13 protein-coding genes (1 of these 13 cut by a window edge) are annotated in these 16,013 nt (G+C 73.3%); 10 read left to right on the plus strand and 3 right to left on the minus strand.

All coding sequences use genetic code 11. The features are described from left to right. The 6 genes from GC722_RS10365 to GC722_RS10390 form a co-directional block, all read left to right on the plus strand. Positions 1-1,025: the 3' portion of a Gfo/Idh/MocA family protein gene (locus GC722_RS10365; RefSeq protein ID WP_156609978.1), read on the plus strand. Its footprint begins 52 nt before the window's first position; only the last 1,025 of its 1,077 coding nucleotides appear in the window; its start codon lies off the left edge, out of view; it ends in the stop codon at positions 1,023-1,025. Further along, on the plus strand, positions 1,022-1,864 hold the full coding sequence (locus GC722_RS10370) for a sugar phosphate isomerase/epimerase family protein (RefSeq protein WP_156609979.1): 843 nt from the start codon (positions 1,022-1,024) through the stop codon (positions 1,862-1,864). The genes GC722_RS10365 and GC722_RS10370 overlap by 4 nt, the downstream gene beginning before the upstream one ends. A 147-nt stretch (positions 1,865-2,011) precedes the next feature. Next, entirely contained in the window at positions 2,012-3,010 is a 999-nt protein-coding gene (locus GC722_RS10375; RefSeq protein ID WP_331714668.1) for an ABC transporter permease, read from the plus strand. Next, complete coding sequence (locus GC722_RS10380) at positions 3,007-3,948, plus strand: carbohydrate ABC transporter permease (RefSeq protein ID WP_331714669.1); 942 nt, start codon at positions 3,007-3,009, stop codon at positions 3,946-3,948. Before GC722_RS10375 ends, GC722_RS10380 begins: the two co-directional genes overlap by 4 nt. 51 nt (positions 3,949-3,999) lie before the next feature. Beyond that, positions 4,000-5,664, plus strand: coding sequence for an extracellular solute-binding protein (locus GC722_RS10385; protein WP_156609981.1), 1,665 nt, complete (start codon positions 4,000-4,002; stop codon positions 5,662-5,664). Further along, positions 5,661-7,565, plus strand: coding sequence for a DUF2264 domain-containing protein (locus GC722_RS10390; protein WP_197429986.1), 1,905 nt, complete (start codon positions 5,661-5,663; stop codon positions 7,563-7,565). The genes GC722_RS10385 and GC722_RS10390 overlap by 4 nt, the downstream gene beginning before the upstream one ends. Before the next feature lie 28 nt (positions 7,566-7,593). Here the strand turns inward: GC722_RS10390 and GC722_RS10395 are convergent, their stop codons facing one another. Then, on the minus strand, positions 7,594-9,360 hold the full coding sequence (locus GC722_RS10395) for an acyltransferase (protein ID WP_331714670.1): 1,767 nt from the start codon (positions 9,358-9,360) through the stop codon (positions 7,594-7,596). A gap of 127 nt (positions 9,361-9,487) precedes the next feature. On the opposite strand from GC722_RS10395, the gene GC722_RS10400 reads away from it, so the two are divergent. Further along, positions 9,488-9,940, plus strand: a complete 453-nt coding sequence (locus GC722_RS10400; protein ID WP_456298112.1) for a YciI family protein — start codon at positions 9,488-9,490, stop codon at positions 9,938-9,940. Then, entirely contained in the window at positions 9,937-11,109 is a 1,173-nt protein-coding gene (locus tag GC722_RS10405; RefSeq protein ID WP_331714671.1) for an RNA polymerase sigma factor, read from the plus strand. Before GC722_RS10400 ends, GC722_RS10405 begins: the two co-directional genes overlap by 4 nt. Before the next feature lie 6 nt (positions 11,110-11,115). Here the strand turns inward: GC722_RS10405 and GC722_RS10410 are convergent, their stop codons facing one another. Continuing rightward, positions 11,116-12,879 carry an FAD-dependent oxidoreductase gene (locus GC722_RS10410; protein ID WP_331714672.1) on the minus strand — a complete coding sequence of 588 codons (1,764 nt, stop codon included), beginning with the start codon at positions 12,877-12,879 and terminating at the stop codon, positions 11,116-11,118. 128 nt (positions 12,880-13,007) lie between these two features. Here GC722_RS10410 and metG point away from each other — a divergent pair, with 128 nt between their 5' ends. Next, positions 13,008-14,792: a methionine--tRNA ligase gene (gene metG / locus GC722_RS10415; protein ID WP_156609983.1), complete on the plus strand. Its 1,785-nt coding sequence runs from the start codon at positions 13,008-13,010 to the stop codon at positions 14,790-14,792. 28 nt (positions 14,793-14,820) lie between these two features. Here the strand turns inward: metG and GC722_RS10420 are convergent, their stop codons facing one another. Further along, a complete protein-coding gene (locus GC722_RS10420; protein WP_156609984.1) occupies positions 14,821-15,654 on the minus strand; it encodes an LLM class F420-dependent oxidoreductase in 834 nt (277 codons plus the stop codon). Positions 15,655-15,710: 56 nt separating this feature from the next. On the opposite strand from GC722_RS10420, the gene GC722_RS10425 reads away from it, so the two are divergent. Beyond that, positions 15,711-15,965: a DUF4031 domain-containing protein gene (locus GC722_RS10425; protein ID WP_331714673.1), complete on the plus strand. Its 255-nt coding sequence runs from the start codon at positions 15,711-15,713 to the stop codon at positions 15,963-15,965. The last annotated feature ends 48 nt before the right edge of the window (positions 15,966-16,013 follow it).

Genomic DNA, 16,013 nt, shown 5'->3' on the forward strand with positions numbered 1-16,013 from the left:
TCGAGAACGGCGGCTCCGCGCCGCAGCAGTTCGACGACCTCGCCGCGGCGCTGGCCGCGGGCGGTGCCGACCTGGCGTCGGTGTGCACCCCGAGCGGGCTGCACGTCGACCACGCCGAGCTGGCCCTGGACGCCGGGCTGCACGTGGTGATCGAGAAGCCGCTGGACGTCACCGTGGCCAAGAGCGCCCGCTTCGCCGAGCGCGCCGCCCAGGCCGCCGAGCGCGGCCAGGTCGTCTCGGTCATCAGCCAGCACCGCTTCGACCCCGGTGCAGTGGCCGTCCGCCGCGCCGTGGACACCGAGGGGCTCGGCACCATCACCTGCGGCGTGGCCTCGATGGCCTGGTACCGCAGCCAGGGCTACTACGACTCCGGTGACTGGCGCGGCACCTGGGCCCTCGACGGCGGCGGTGCGGTGATGAACCAGGGCGTGCACACCGTCGACCTGCTGCGCTGGTACCTCGGCCGTCCCGAGGAGGTCTTCGCCCACACCGCCCAGCTCGCCCACGAGCGGGTCGAGGTCGAGGACACCGCCACCGCCACCGTGCGCTTCGCCTCCGGGGCGCTGGCCACGATCTTCTGCACCACCGCGGCCTACCCCGGCCTGACCACCCGCGTCCAGGTGCACGGCACCCGGGGCTCGGCGATCATCGACAACGACGAGCTGCGCTACCTGCACTGCGGCGACGGCGAGGTGGCCGACAACCTGCGCGAGGCGAAGGTGACCGGCAACCAGGCCGAGGCCGCGCTGCAGGAGGTCGACGAGTTCGCGGGCTCGCGCAACTCCGAGGACCGTTTCGTGGCCGGGCACTCCCGCCAGTTCGACGACATCGCCGCCGCCGTGCTGGAGGGCCGCGCGCCGCTGGTGGACGCCCAGGAGGCGCTGCTCTCCCAGGCCCTGGTCCGCTCCATCTACGTCTCGGCCACGCTCGGCCAGCCGGTGCGCTTCGACGACGTGCTGGCCGGCGTCCACGACGACGTCGTGCCCGTGGTGCCCGGCGCGCAGCCGGTGGGGGTGTCGGCATGAGGTTCTCCGTCTTCACCGCCTCCACCCCCGAGTGGACGCCCGAGGAGGCCGCCCGCACCATCGCCGCCCAGGGCTACGAGGGCATCGAGTGGCGCGTCGTCGACCAGCCGCCGTCGGAGGAGACCGGGTTCTGGCGGGGCAACCGCGCCACCTGGCCGCTGACCGGGCTGGAGGACTCGCTGGAGGAGATGGCCCGGGTCACCTCCGAGGCGGGCCTGGAGATCTCGGGCCTGTGCCCCTATGTGCCCTGCACCCAGCGCGACGACGTCGAGCGGGTGATCGCCGCCACGGCGGCGGTCGGCGCCCGGCAGCTCCGCGTCGGGGTGCCCGGCGTCGCGGCGGGGGAGACCTACCCCGAGGTCTTCCAGCGCTGCCGCGAGGCCTACGCCTGGGTGGCCGAGCGCGCCGCCGCGCACGGCGTCAAGGCGCTGGTGGAGCTGCACCACCGCACGCTGACCGCCTCGGCCTCGGCCGCGGTGCGGCTGCTGGACGGCCTCGACCCCGACGCGGTGGGGGTCATCCACGACCTCGGGAACTTGCTCAACGAGGGCCAGGAGGACCACCGGTGGGCCTTCCAGCTGCTGGGCCCCTACCTGGCCCACGTGCACGTCAAGAACGCGGCCTGGCGCCCCAGCGGCACCCGCGAGGACGGCACGGTGGACTGGGAGTTCGGCTGGGCCACCCTGCGCGGCGGCCAGGCCGACGTCGAGGGCTACCTGCGGGCGCTCGCCGAGCACGGCTACGACGGCTGGGTCACCCTGGAGGACTTCTCCACCGAGCTGCCGCTGGAGCAGCGCACCGCCGACAACCTGGCCTACCTCCGGTCGCTCACCGGCTGACCGGCCGGCGTCCGGCGGGCGGAGTTTGCGGCAAGTTGCCGCAGCCTCTTGCCACCGCCGGACGCCATGGGCTTGACTGACCACACCTCACAGCCGAGCAGCCCGGGACCGGGCCGGCGTGACGCGTAACGACCTCCGACGAAGCAGGTGAGAACACGCATGGCGCTCGACCAGACAAGCAAGCGCTTACAAGCTGAACCGATCGACTGGGGCGACAGCTCCGCTCCCGCCGCCCGGCCGCGTCGGCTCGCGCGCCTGTCGCGGGACAAGCTGCTCGTCCTGCTGGGCCTGCCCGGGGCGGTGGCCCTGCTGCTGTTCCAGTACGTCCCGCTGCTGGGCAACGTGATCGCGTTCCAGGACTACCAGCCCTACCTGGGCATCGGTGAGTCGGAGTGGGTGGGGATGGAGAACTTCTCCTTCCTCTGGGAGGCGAACCCGGCCTTCCTCACCGCGCTCTACAACACGCTGGTGCTGACGGTCATCCAGACGGTGCTGGTGTTCCCGGTGCCGCTGGCCCTGGCCCTGCTGCTGAACAGCCTGGCGGGGGAGCGGCTCAAGCGGCTGCTGCAGTCGATCCTCTACCTGCCCCACTTCCTGTCGTGGGTCATCGTGGTGTCGCTGTTCCAGCAGATGCTCGGCAACGCCGGCATGCTCAACACCTTCCTGCTGCAGAACGGCTTCCCGATCGTGGAGATCATCGGGGTGCCGGAGCTGTTCAAGGCCCTGCTGACCGCGCAGGTGATCTGGAAGGACGCCGGCTGGGGCACGATCATCTTCCTGGCCGCCATCTCCCGCATCGACCAGGAGCAGTACGAGGCGGCCGCCGTCGACGGGGCCAACGCCTGGAAGCGGATGTGGCACATCACGCTGCCCTCCATCAAGGGGCTGTTCATCCTGCTGCTGATCCTGCGCCTGGGCAACAGCCTCTCGGTCGGCTTCGAGCAGATCATCCTGCAGCAGGGGCCGGTGGGCCTGCCGGCCAGCGAGGTGCTGGACACCTTCGTCTTCAACAACGGGATCGTCGGCGGTGACTGGGGCCTGTCGGCCGCGGTCGGCCTGGTCAAGGGCGTCGTCGGGGTCCTCCTGGTGATCGGGGCCAACAAGCTGGCCCACGCCTTCGGCGAGAAAGGGGTGTACGAGAAGTGAGCACCGACCAGGCGACCATCGGCGACGACACCGTCCGCCCCGAGCAGGCGAACGGGCGCCCCGTCTGGATGGAGAAGCCCAGCCTGCTCGTCCAGGCCCTGAAGTTCATCGCGCTGGCCATCTCGGTGGCGCTGGTGATCATCCCCTTCTGGTCCATCATCGCCACCTCGCTGGCCAGCCAGGAGACCATCAACGCCGCCGCCGGCGGCATGGTGATGTGGCCGGGCGGCATCGACCTCACCGCCTACCAGGCGGTGCTGTCCGGTGGCGTGGTCACCCGGGCGATGATCATCTCGATCCTGATCACCGTGGTGGGCACGCTGCTGTCGCTGGCCACCACCGCCGGGCTGGCCTACTGGCTCTCCCGCTCCGGCTCCTTCGGCTCCAAGCCGATGGTGATCCTGCTGCTGGGTGCCGTGCTGTTCTCCCCGGGCCTCATCCCCAACTACCTGGTGGTCAAGGAGCTCGGCCTGCTCGACAGCTACTGGTCGCTGATCCTGCCGGTGATGATCAACGCCTTCAACGTGATCGTGATGCGGGCCTTCTTCCAGGAGCTGCCGCAGGAGCTGTTCGAGTCCGCCGCCATCGACGGCGCCTCGAGCGCGACCATCCTGGTCCGGATCGTGCTGCCGCTGTCCAAGGCGGTGCTCGCGGTGATCGGGCTCTTCTACGCCGTCGCCTACTGGAACGCCTTCTTCAACGCCCTGCTGTACATCCAGACCACCGACAAGTGGCCGATGGCCCTGGTGCTGCGCACCTTCGTGGTGAACCAGACCACCATCGGCGGCGACCAGCTCGGCCCGGCCGAGGCGCTGCCGCCGCAGCTGTCGCTGCAGATGGCCATCCTCGTGATCGCCGTCGTCCCGATCCTGCTCGTCTACCCCTTCCTGCAACGCCACTTCGCCAAGGGCGTGATGATCGGCGCCGTCAAGGGCTGACCGTCCCACCCACCGACCAACCACAAGCCTTCCGGATCAAGGAGGATCCCCATGTCACCCGTCGCCTTCACCCGCCGCCAGGTGCTCGCCGGAGCCAGCGGTACCGCCCTGCTGATGGGGCTCGGCCTCTCGGGCTGCTCCAACGGCAGCAAGAGCGCCGAGACCAACTCGGTGGCCGTGAACAACGCCGCCGTGCTGCCCACCTACATCCCCTACACGGGTCTCGAGCCCGACCTGCCGGGCACCGAGGAGGGTGTGGACCCGGCGTTCCGCAACTTCCCCTCCGAGAACCCGCGCTCGGTGCCGGAGACACCCGGCCGCGGCGGCTCGGTCAGCGGGATGGCCAACATCTACTACGCCGTGCCGCCGGGCCCGGACCGCAACACCTACTGGCAGGGGCTGAACGAGCGGCTGGGCACCAACCTGGAGCTGCAGATGGTCAGCAACGCCGACTACCAGCAGAAGTTCGCCACCACCATCGCCGGCAACGAGCTGCCCGACATGCTGCAGACCCCCAACGGCAGCCCGCCGCCGGTGGCGAACCTGCCGCAGCTGCTGCAGCGGCGCTTCACCGACCTCAGCGAGCACCTGTCCGGGGACGCCATCAAGGACTACCCGAACCTGGCCAACATCCCGACCCGCACCTGGCGCTCGTCGGTCTACAACGGCGGGATCTACGGCATCCCGATCCCGCGCGGCGCGGTGGGCAACTACCACTTCATCCGCAAGGACCTGTTCGACAAGGCCGGGGTGTCGGCCGAGCCCAAGGGCTACGAGGAGTTCCTCGAGACCGCCAAGGCGCTGACCGACCCGGCGCAGCGGCGCTGGGCCTTCAGCCTGTGGAACCAGCCGCGCACGGTGCTGGGACGGATGAACGGCGAGCCCAACGTCTGGCGCGAGGAGGGCGGCAACCTCACCCACCGCTACGAGACCGAGGAGTACGCCCAGACGCTCAACGACATGATCGCGTTCTGGAAGGCCGGCGTCATGCACCCGGACTCCTTCAACCCGGCGCAGCCGTTCAAGCAGCTGTTCAACGCCGGCACGGTGGCCATCAACGCCGACGACGGCTACCCGGGCTGGACCCAGTACATCCTCGACAACCAGGACAACGAGGAGTTCGAGCTGGGGCTGATGCCGGTCTACAACCGCGACGGCAGCGACCTGGCCCCCTGGCACCTGGGCAGCGGCATCTTCTCGATCACCATGATCAAGCAGCAGGACGACCCCGAGCGGCTCAAGGAGATCCTGCGGGTGCTCAACTGGCTGGCCGCCCCGTTCGGCACCGAGGAGTACCTGTACCGGCTCTTCGGGCAGGAGGGGGTCGACCACGAGAAGGACGCCGACGGCAACCCGGTGCTCACCAAGACCGGCACCACGAACACCGTGCTGCCGATCCGCTACCTGGCCGACAGCCCGTACACCATCTACCAGCCCGGCCGGCCGCAGGACGCCGACTACCAGCACGCCTACCAGTCGCAGGCCATCCCCACCGGCATCGAGAACCCGGTGGTGGGGCTGTTCTCCAACACCGCGGCCACGGACAACGCCCCGGCGGACAAGAAGTTCATCGACGGGGCCAACGAGATCGTGCAGGGACGGCAGCCCTTCTCGCAGCTGGCCGAGCTGGTCGCCGCCTGGCGCAGCGAGGCCGGGGACAAGATGCGGGCCGAGTACCAGGAGCAGCTGCAGACCGGCGCCGGCGCACCCCGGTGAGCGTCACGGCAGCGGGCCGGGGGAGCGCGGTGCCGCGGATCGCCGAGGCGGTGGCGGACCTGGGCCAGGACCGTCACCGCTCACCGCGCACCGGGTGGACCCGTGAGCACCACGAGCGGGTAGCCGACCTGTCGCTGCTGGCGCTGCGGCGCTGGGCCAGCCCGGGCCGGGCACGGTTCGACCTGCCCGGCCCGGCCTCGGCGGCGGGCCGGGCCAGCGACGGGCTGGAGGGCTTCGCCCGCTCCTTCCTCACCGTCGGGTTCCGGCTCGCCGGCTCCGACGACGACCCCCACGACCACGCCGGCTTCTACGCCGGCGGGCTGGCGGCCGGGACCGACCCGTCGGCCCCGGACCGCTGGCCCCGGCTGGAGGAGACCCGGCAGGCGCGGGTGGAGGCGGCGGCGGTGGCCATCGCCCTGCACGAGACCCGGTCCCGGATCTGGGACCACCTGGCCCCCGGCGTGCAGGAGCGGGTGGTCGACTGGCTGGCCGGCTCGGTCGGCGCGGAGTACGGCGACAACAACTGGCGCTGGTTCCAGAACGTCACCCAGGCCTTCCTGCGCACCGTCGGCGGTCCGCACGACGAGGCCGAGGTCGCGGCGAACGTCGGCTACCTCGACGACTGCTACCTCGGCGACGGCTGGTACACCGACGGGCGCCCGGACGGCCGGGCGGGCAACGTCGACTGGTACAACGCCTGGGTCATGCAGCTGTTCTCGCTGTGGTGGTGCCGCATCCTGGGCGAGGCGGCGCCGCAGGGCGCCCTGGAGCGGTACCGCCGCCGGCTGTCCGACCTGCTGCCCCAGCTGGTGCAGCTGTTCGGGACCGACGGGGCACCGCTGTTCCAGGGCCGGTCGCTGGTCTACCGGTTCGCCACCACCGGCGCGCTGTGGGCCGGGCCGCTGTTCGGCGTGGACACCGTGGCGCCGGGCCGGGTCCGTGAGGTGGGCAGCGCCACGCTGCGCCACTTCGTCGAGCACGGCTGCTACGACGAGCACGACCTGCTGAGCCTTGGCTGGTTCGGCCGCCACGAGCCGATGCGCCAGCCCTACTCCGGCCCCGGGTCGCCGTACTGGGCCAGCCTGGGCTTCGCCGGTCTGGCCCTGCCGGCCGACCACCCGGTGTGGACCGAGCCCGAGCCCGACGAGCCGGCCGTCGAGGGAGTCACCGCGGTCCGCCCGGTGGGCTGGCTGGTCGGCCGCTCGGGCGACGGCGTCGTGAGGGTGGTCAACCACGGCGTGGACCACTCCGGTGCGGCAGCCGCCGCGGAGGACCCGATGTACTGCCGGCTGGCCTACTCCAGCGCCACCGGACCGGTGCCCAGCAGCCCGCGTCCGGGCGTCCCCGTGGTCGACAACCTGGTGGCTCTGCGCGACGAGGCCGGCCGCTGGTCGCAGCGGCGACCGCTCACCACCACGGTGGTGGGCGACCGGGTGGCCGGCAGCGCCCACGAGGTGGTCCTGCTCGACGCCGACGACCGCCTGACGCCGGTGCCGGGCGCGGTGCTGCAGACCTGGTCGGTGCTGCGCGGGCCGGTCGAGGTGCGGCTGGCGCGGCTGCGCACCGACGAGGGGCTGCCGCCGCCCGCGGCCACCCTGGTGCTGTCGGGCTGGGCCACCCCCACCCGGGACGTGCACCGGGCCCCGGCGGTGAGCGCCGTCACCCCGCTGCTCGGCGAGCTGCGGACCGGCTCCTCCCTGCACGAGGCGGAGAACCCCTTCGGCGCCGCGCTCCGCGTGCCCTGGGCCGAGACGGTCGGCCCGGTCCGACCCGGCGTGCTGCACGCGGTGGCCGTCGTGCTGGCCGAGGAGGAGCCGCCGCTGCCCGAGGTCCGGCTGGGACCGGGGGGCGTCGAGGTGCGGTGGCCCGACGGCGGACGCGACGTGGTCGACGTCGGCTGACCGGGGGCCGGCCCGGGCGGGGCCGGGCTCAGCCGATCGGCGGCACCAGCACGGCGGGCTCGGGGCGGTGCACCCCGCGGGGCCGGTACCCCAGCACGCCCGAGAGCCCGACCAGGTCCGCGAGCAGCCACACGATGGCCGACCACATCTCGGTGCCCTGCAGACCGGGCACGGTGGCCGGCACGCCGCGGGTGCTGGGGTGCGGGGCCTGGAAGCCGAAGCCCTGGCCGTCCGTCCAGTGGCCCAGCGCGTCCCCGAGCAGCCGGGCGGCCAGCGTCTCCACCTCGGCACGGCGGTGCGAGGTCTGGCGCCCGGCCAGCCAGAGCGGGTGGGCGACGTCGAGCACGTTGCAGGCGTTCTGCCGCTCGGGGGCGAACCAGCGCGGGTCGGCGGCGTGGGCGAGCACCGTGTCCACCACCCGCTCGGGGTAGGGCAGCGCCAGTCCGAACTGGGCGTAGCTGCCGCGCGAGGCCCGGTAGAAGCCGTTGACCACCTGGAGCATGGCGTCGCTGCCGTCGGAGGTGCCCCACATCCCGGTGCTCCGGTCGGCGCGCAGGTGCAGCCAGCCCATCAGGGTGGCCAGCTGCTGCGAGGCCCCCGGCACGCCGCGGGGCAGGTCCCAGCGCAGCGCGGTGCCCACCATGTCGACCCAGGCGCCGGACCCCCAGGCGCGGCCGTGCCAGGGCAGCGCGTCGAGCGCCGACACCAGCTCGTCGGCCGAGCGTCCGGTGATGGCGCGCACCGGGTGCGGGAAGGTGCTGCCCAGCACGTCGAGGGCGTAGCCGACCGAGAGCACGTGGTAGCCGGCCGTCCCGTCGTGCCAGTCGGTCGCGGCGGTCGTCGGGTTGCCGTGCTCGTCCAGCTCGGGCACCAGGCCGGTCACCGGGTCCTGCCAGTCGGCCAGCCGCTCGGCCTGGGTGGCGGCGTCCAGCTGCGGCGGGGCGCTGCCGAGGAACAGGTCCGCGATCTCGACGGCGTCGGCCTGAGCGCGCACGGTGGGACGGGCGCCGGGCCGGTCGACGAACTGCCCGCCCGGCAGCGTCGGCTCCCAGCTGCGCTGCAGCACGTCGGCGGCCTGGCTGCGGGCCCGGTCGACGAAGGCGGCGAGGCGCTCGGCCAGCGGGGCGGTGGTGGCCGGCGCGGCGTCCGACCCCGGCGCCGGCGGGACGCGCCAGCGCAGCACCCGGGCGGGGTTGCCGCCCACCACCGCGCCGGCCGGGACGTCCTTGGTCACCACCGCACCGGCGGCGAGCATCGCCTTGTCACCCACCGTGACGCCGTCCACGACGACGACGTGGGAGCCGATCCACACGTCGTCGCCGATGGTGATGCCGCGGCTGGTGATGGGCTGGCGGAAGACCTCCACGTCGGGGTCGGTCATCGTGTGGTTGAAGGCCAGCAGCGACGTGTGCGCCCCGATCCGGACGCCGTCGCCGAGCCGCACCCGGCCGCGGACCACGGTGAAGGCGTTGATCGTGCAGTCGCGGCCGGCCCGGACGTCGTCGGTCAGGTAGGCGTGGGCGGCCACGTAGCTGCGGTCGCCGAGCACCAGCGTCTCGGCCTGCAGCGAGGCCAGCTCGCTGAGGAAGCAGCGCTCACCCAGCGCCCAGCCCGGGTGGGCCGCCAGCGCCCGGGCCTGCCGCTCGAGCTGGGCCCGGCGCTCGTCCTCACCGGCCTGGCGCCAGAAGTACCAGGGGGAGTAGTCGAAGCGGTGGGCGTCGAACGGGTCGGTCGTGCCGGATCCGTCCTCGCTGGGGTGGTGGGGCATCGTCTCGACGGCCATGTCGGTGAGCACGTCCTCTCGGTGGCGTGGGTCCCATCCTCCCGAGGCCCCGCAGCAGGACGCAAGGGCTTGAGCGACGTGGTTCTGGAACCGGCGCGGCCGGCGATGTCGAGAACCGGCGGGTGGTTCCGTCCCCGGGGTGAGCGCGACCAAGATGGGTCGCACCACACGAGGAGGACCGACCATGGCCAAGTACCTGCTGCTCAAGCACTACCGCGGCAACCCGGCTGCGGTGAACGACGTGCCGATGGACCGGTGGACCCCCGAGGAGGTCTCGGCCCACCTGAAGTACATGGACGACTTCGCGAAGCGGCTGGAGTCGACCGGCGAGTTCGTCGACGGCCAGGCCCTGGCCCAGGAGGGGACGTGGGTCCGCTACGACGGCGAGGGGCGACCGCCGGTCACCGACGGGCCCTTCCCCGAGACCAAGGACCTGATCGCCGGCTGGATGGTGGTCGACGTCGACAGCTACGAGCGCGCGATCGAGCTGGCGGGGGAGCTGTCGGCTGCGCCGGGGGCCGGTGGGAAGCCGATCCACGAGTGGCTGGAGGTGCGGCCCTTCCTGACCATGAACCACACCGTCTCGGAGTGAGCACCGTGGTGGACGAGGTGCTGCTGCGCCGCCTGACTCCTGGCGTGATCGGTGTCCTCGTCCGCCGCGGAGCCGACTTCGCCTCGGCCGAGGACGCCGTCCAGGACGCCCTGGTCGAGGCGGTCCGGGTCTGGCCCGACGACCCGCCGCGGGACCCCCGGGGGTGGCTGGTCACGGTCGCCTGGCGGCGGTTCCTGGACGCCACCCGCTCCGACGTCGCCCGGCGCCGGCGGGAGGACCTGCTGGGCGAGGAGCCGCCGCCGGGCCCGGCCGCCACGGCCGACGACACGCTGCAGCTCTACTTCCTGTGCGCGCACCCGTCGCTGTCCCCGTCGTCGGCGGTGGCCCTCACGCTGCGCGCCGTCGGCGGCCTCACCACCCGCCAGATCGCCCGGGCCTACCTGGTGCCCGAGGCGACCATGGCCCAGCGGATCAGCCGGGCCAAGCGCACCGTCGCCGGGGTGCGGCTGGACCAGCCGGGCGACGTCGCGACCGTGCTCCGCGTGCTCTACCTCGTCTTCAACGAGGGCTACTCCGGGGACGTCGACCTGGCCGCGGAGGCCATCCGCCTGACCCGCCAGCTGGCGTCCGTCGTCGACCACCCGGAGGTGGCCGGGCTGCTCGCGCTGATGCTGCTGCACCACGCCCGCCGGGCCGCCCGCACCACACCGGAGGGCCGCCTGGTCCCGCTGGCCGAGCAGGACCGCAGCCGCTGGGACACGGGCGCCATCGCCGAGGGTGTGGCGGTCCTGCAGGCGGCGCTGGCCCGCGACCGGCTGGGGGAGTTCCAGGCCCAGGCCGCCGTGGCCGCCCTGCACGCCGATGCCCGCACCGCCGAGGAGACCGACTGGGTGCAGGTCGTGGAGTGGTACGACGAGCTCGTCCGGCTCACCGGCAACCCGGTGGCGCGGCTCAACCGCGCGGTGGCCGTCGGCCACGCCGACGGGCCCCGGGCGGGACTGGCGGCGCTGGCCGAGCTGGACCCCTCGCTGCCCCGCCACACCGCGGTGTCGGCCTACCTCCACGAGCGCGACGGCGACCTGGAGCAGGCGGCCCGGCTCTACGCGGAGGCGGCCAGGAGGGCCTCCGACGTGGCCGAGCGGGACCACCTGACCCGCCAGGCCGCCCGGCTGAACTCCCGGCACCGGCCCGCCGCGGAGCCGGGCTGAGCGCTCTCAGCCGCCGTCGGGGGCCAGCCAGGCGTGCACCAGGGGCACCACGCTGGCCCCCTCGCCGCTGGCCGCGGCCACCCGCTTCATCGAGCCCGCCCGGACGTCGCCGGCGGCGAACACCCCGGGGACGGTGGTGGCGAGGCTCTCCGGCGGCAGCCCGTCGCGCCAGGCCTCCCGGGGCACGTCACGGCCCGTCAGCACGAAGCCGCGCCCGTCCAGGGCGACCTGCTCGGGCAACCAGCCGCAGTGCGGCTCGGCGCCCAGCAGCAGGAACAGCCCGCCGACCTCGCGCCGGGTGACCGCGCCGGAGGTCGTGTCGCGGACGTCCAGCCACTGCAGCCGGCCGTCGCCGCCCCCGTCGACCACCTCCGAGCAGGGCTGCACGGCGATCCGCGGGCTCCACCCGATCTCGTTGACCAGGTAGTCCGACATGGTCGAGCGCAGGTCCGGGCGGCGGACCATGATCGTCACCGAGCGGGCGAAGCGGGCCAGGTGGATCGCGGCCTGGCCCGCGCTGTTGCCCCCGCCCACCACGACGACGTCCTGGCCCTCCATCTCGCGGGCGGCGGTCATGGCGCTGCCGTAGAACACGCCGAGACCCACCAGCTCCTCCACCGCCGGGACCCCGAGCCGGCGGTACCGCACGCCGGTGGCGACGACGACCGCCCGGGCCAGCACCTCGCCGCCGTCGCTCAGCACGCGGTGCGGGCTGCGGCCGCCGTCGGGCAGGAGCTCGCCGGGGACCAGGCCGGTGACCTCCCAGCCGGCCAGGAAGCGGGTGCCGAAGCGGATCGCCTGCAGCCGGGCCCGCTGCGCCAGCCGCATCCCCGAGACCCCGCGGGGGAAGCCGAGGTAGTTGCGGATCATCGAGCTGGTGCCGGCCTGGCCGCCGACCGCGTCGGCCTCCAGCACGACGGTGCTCAGCCCCTCGGAGGCGCCGTAGACCGCCGCCGCCAGCCCGGCGGGGCCGGCGCCGACGACGAGCAGGTCGACCACCTGCTCGCGGTCGAAGCTCTCCGGACGCCCGAAGGTGGCCACGGCCACGTCGCGCACCGTGCGCGGGGCGTAGGTGCCGCGCTCGAAGGCGTCGACCAGCGGCAGCGTCGGCCCGCCGGTCCAGCGGGCCAGCACCTCGCGACCGGTCTCGCTGCCGGGGTGGTGCACGCGGTGGGGCATCCCCATCCGGTCCAGGTAGTCGCGGATGGCCAGGGTGAGCGGGTCGGTGCCGTCGGAGACGATGCGCAGCGCCTCGACCTCGTGCCCGCCCACGGTGGCGTTCCAGTCCGAGAGCAGCTCGCTGACGGCCTGGTGGAACTCCTCGTCGCGCATCCCGCGCGGGATCAGCAGGTAGCCGTCGTACTTGCCCTTGGCCAGACCCGCCCGCAGGGTGTCGGCGTCCTCGCGGAACCGCGACCAGTGCGCCACCACCAGCCGCCGGGCCGTGGGCACGACCGAGCGGAGCCGGGCGAAGGTGACCAGCACCGTGTCGGCGTGCGGGTAGCCGCCGCTCCCGTCGACGGGGACCGGCTCGACCCCGTCCCGCAGCGCCGAGTCGAGCACGAACAGGGCGATCCGTCCGCCCTCGTCGGCGACCCGGGCCGTCAGGTCGAGCGCCTCCGCGACCGAGCGCGTCAGGTGCACCTCGTAGTCGCGCTGGTAGCGCCCGAACTCCTCCAGCAGCACCTCGCCGGAGTCGGGCGAGACCAGCACCACCACCGGTCGCCGCGCCGGCGTGGTGGACCCCTCGGCTCCTGCTCCGCTCGTCACGCGACGATCCTGACCGGGCCCCGCCGCAGGGGCAAGGGGCCGGCCGGCGACGGGGTGGTGGACGGCGGGTGTCCGGGGGTGCCGGAAGGCGGCGGGAGGGGGGTGGCCCGGTGGATAGGGTGGCCGCCATGAGCTCTCCCGTCCTCGTCGCCGTGGCCTGGCCCTACGCCAACGGGCCGCGCCACATCGGACACGTGTCCGGTTTCGGTGTCCCCTCCGACATCTTCGCCCGCTACCTGCGGATGAGCGGCCAGGACGTGCTGATGGTCTCCGGCACCGACGAGCACGGGACGCCCATCCTGGTGCAGGCCGAGAAGGAGGGCCTGACCGCCCAGGAGTGCGCCGACAAGTACCACCGGATGATCGTGGAGGACCTGCGCGGGCTGGGGCTGTCCTACGACCTGTTCACCCGCACCGGCACCGGCAACCACGCCCGGGTGACCCAGGACATCTTCACCGCCCTGCACCGCAACGGCTACGTCGTGTCGCAGACCACCCAGGGCGCCATCAGCCCCTCCACCGGGCGGACGCTGCCCGACCGCTACGTCGAGGGCACCTGCCCGATCTGCGGCTACGAGGGCGCCCGGGGCGACCAGTGCGACAACTGCGGCAACCAGCTCGACCCGGTCGACCTGGTGAACCCGCGCTCCAAGATCAACGGCGAGACCCCGGAGTTCCGCGAGACCGAGCACTTCTTCCTCGACCTGCCGGCGCTGGCCGGTGCGCTGACCGAGTGGCTGCAGACCCGCACCGACTGGCGTCCCAACGTGCTGCGGTTCTCCTCCAACCTGATCGAGGACCTGCGCCCCCGCGCCATCACCCGCGACATCGACTGGGGTGTCGTGGTGCCGCTGGAGGGCTGGCGCGACGCGCCGATGAAGCGGTTCTACGTGTGGTTCGACGCGGTCATCGGCTACCTGTCGGCCTCGGTGGAGTGGGCCGTGCGCAGCGGCGACCCGGAGGCCTGGCGGACCTGGTGGACCGACCCCGAGGCCCGCAGCTACTACTTCATGGGCAAGGACAACATCGTCTTCCACTCCGTCATCTGGCCAGGCATCCTGCTGGGCCACAACGGCCAGGGCGACCGCGGTGGTGAGCCGGGGGCCTTCGGGGTGCTGGACCTGCCCAGCGAGGTCGTCTCGAGCGAGTTCCTGACCATGAGCGGCTCGAAGTTCTCCACCAGCCGCGGCACCGTCATCTACGTGCGCGAGTTCCTGGCCGAGTTCGGCCCCGACGCGCTGCGGTACTACATCTCGGTGGCGGGCCCGGAGAACCAGGACGCCGACTTCACCTGGGACGAGTTCGTCCGCCGGATCAACTCCGAGCTGGCCAACGAGTGGGGCAACCTGGTCAACCGGTCGCTGTCGATGGCGCACAAGAACATCGGGGCGATCCCCGCCGCGGGCGACCTGCAGCCGGTGGACCTCGCCCTGCTGGACGCCGCCGAGGCCGCGTTCGGCACGGTGGGGGAGGCGCTGTCGCGCAACCGCGTGAAGCAGGCGATCACCGAGGCGATGCGCGTGGTGACGCTGGCCAACCGCTACCTGTCCGAGACCGAGCCCTGGAAGCTCAAGGACGACCCGAGCCGGCGCGAGACGGTGCTGCACACCGCGCTGCAGGTGGTCTCGGACTGCAACACCCTGCTCACCCCGTTCCTGCCGCACTCGGCCCAGCTGGTCTTCGAGGCCCTCGGCGGTTCCGGGGTGTGGGCCGCGCTGCCGGAGATCCGCGAGGTGAGCGAGGAGGGACGCGAGGACTACCCGGTGCTGACCGGGGACTACTCGCTGGAGCAGGCCCGCTGGCACCGGCACCCGATCCGCCCGGGCGTCCCGCTGCAGAAGCCCAGCCCGCTGTTCAGCAAGCTGGACGAGAAGCTCGGCGAGACCGGCCCGGAGTGGGCGCCGGTCGGCTGACGTCCGCCCGCGCCCGCCCCACCCGGGCTCAGCTGCGCAGCGCCTCGGCGAGCTCGCGCAGCTGCCGCGGGGCGTCGTCCCCGGGCGCGAGCTGGGGGTGCACCGCCACGTGGTCCGCGCCGGCGGCCAGGTGCTGCTGCAGCCGTTCGGCCACCGACTCCACGGAGCCCTGGTGCACCAGCGCGTCGACCAGCCGGTCGCTGCCGCCGTCGGCGATGTCGTCCTCGGTGAAGCCGAGCGTGAGCAGGTTGCGGGTGTAGTTGCTCAGCCGCAGGTAGGGCCCGACGGCCCCCCGGGCCAGCTCGCGCGCCACCGCCGGGTCGGGGTTGAGGGCGACCTTGTGCTCGGCGGCCAGGAACACCCCCTCGCCCAGCTCGGCCCGGGCCCGGGCGGTGTGCTCGGGCGTGGTCAGGTAGGGCAGCGCGCCGGCCGTCCGGTCGCGGGCCAGCCGCAGCACCCGGGGACCGAGCGCGGCCAGCGCCCGCCCCTGCACCGGCACGCCGGCGGCGTCCAGCTCGTCGAGGTAGGTCACCAGGCTCTGGTAGGGCGAGGCGTACTCCCGGGTGGCCTCGGGGTGGCCGATGCCCAGACCGAGCAGGAAGCGGCCGGGGAAGCGCTCGGCCAGGCGCGCGTAGGAGGCGGCGACGGTCGCGGCGTCGTCCTTCCACACGTTGACGATGCTGGTGCCGACCAGCACCTGCCCGGTCGCCTCCAGCAGCTCCTCGGCGAGCCCGAGGTGGCCGTCGGGGGAGCCGCCGATCCACAGGGTGCCGTAGCCGGCCTCCTCGGCGGCGACCGCCAGCTCGGTGGACCAGTCCTGCGCCCGCTGCCACACCCCGTACCTGCCTGCGTCGACCGTCATGCCTGCGGCAACCGCCCGCCGCCGGGAACGATTCCCGCCCGGCGTACCGTGTCCGGGTGATCCTGATCGACCCTCCCCGCTGGCCGCACCGCGGGACGGTCTGGTCGCACCTGGTCAGCGACGTCAGCCACGAGGAGCTGCACGCCTTCGCCGCCGGCATGGACATCCCGCGCCGGGCCTTCCAGGGCGACCACTACGACATCCCGGCCGAGGCCTACGAGCGGGCGGTCGCGCTGGGCGCGGTGCCCACCGACAGCCGTCAGCTCGTGCGCCGGATCGTCGCCGCCGGGCTGCGCCGCCGGCGTCGCTGAACGCCTGCCCCTGAGAACGTGTCCGCCGTCGGGCCCGGACACCGCGGC

Origin of the sequence: Auraticoccus cholistanensis, assembly GCF_009742705.1 — a bacterium.
Classification (GTDB): Bacteria; Actinomycetota; Actinomycetes; order Propionibacteriales; family Propionibacteriaceae; genus Auraticoccus; species Auraticoccus cholistanensis.

Excerpts from the sequence above, each read along its gene's own strand:
- GC722_RS10370 (WP_156609979.1), top strand. The coding sequence starts at position 1,022 with ATGAGGTTCTCCGTCTTCACCGCCTCCACCCCCGAGTGGACGCCCGAG.
- GC722_RS10420 (WP_156609984.1), bottom strand. The coding sequence starts at position 15,654 with ATGACGGTCGACGCAGGCAGGTACGGGGTGTGGCAGCGGGCGCAGGAC.
- metG (WP_156609983.1), top strand. The coding sequence starts at position 13,008 with ATGAGCTCTCCCGTCCTCGTCGCCGTGGCCTGGCCCTACGCCAACGGG.
- GC722_RS10385 (WP_156609981.1), top strand. The coding sequence starts at position 4,000 with ATGTCACCCGTCGCCTTCACCCGCCGCCAGGTGCTCGCCGGAGCCAGC.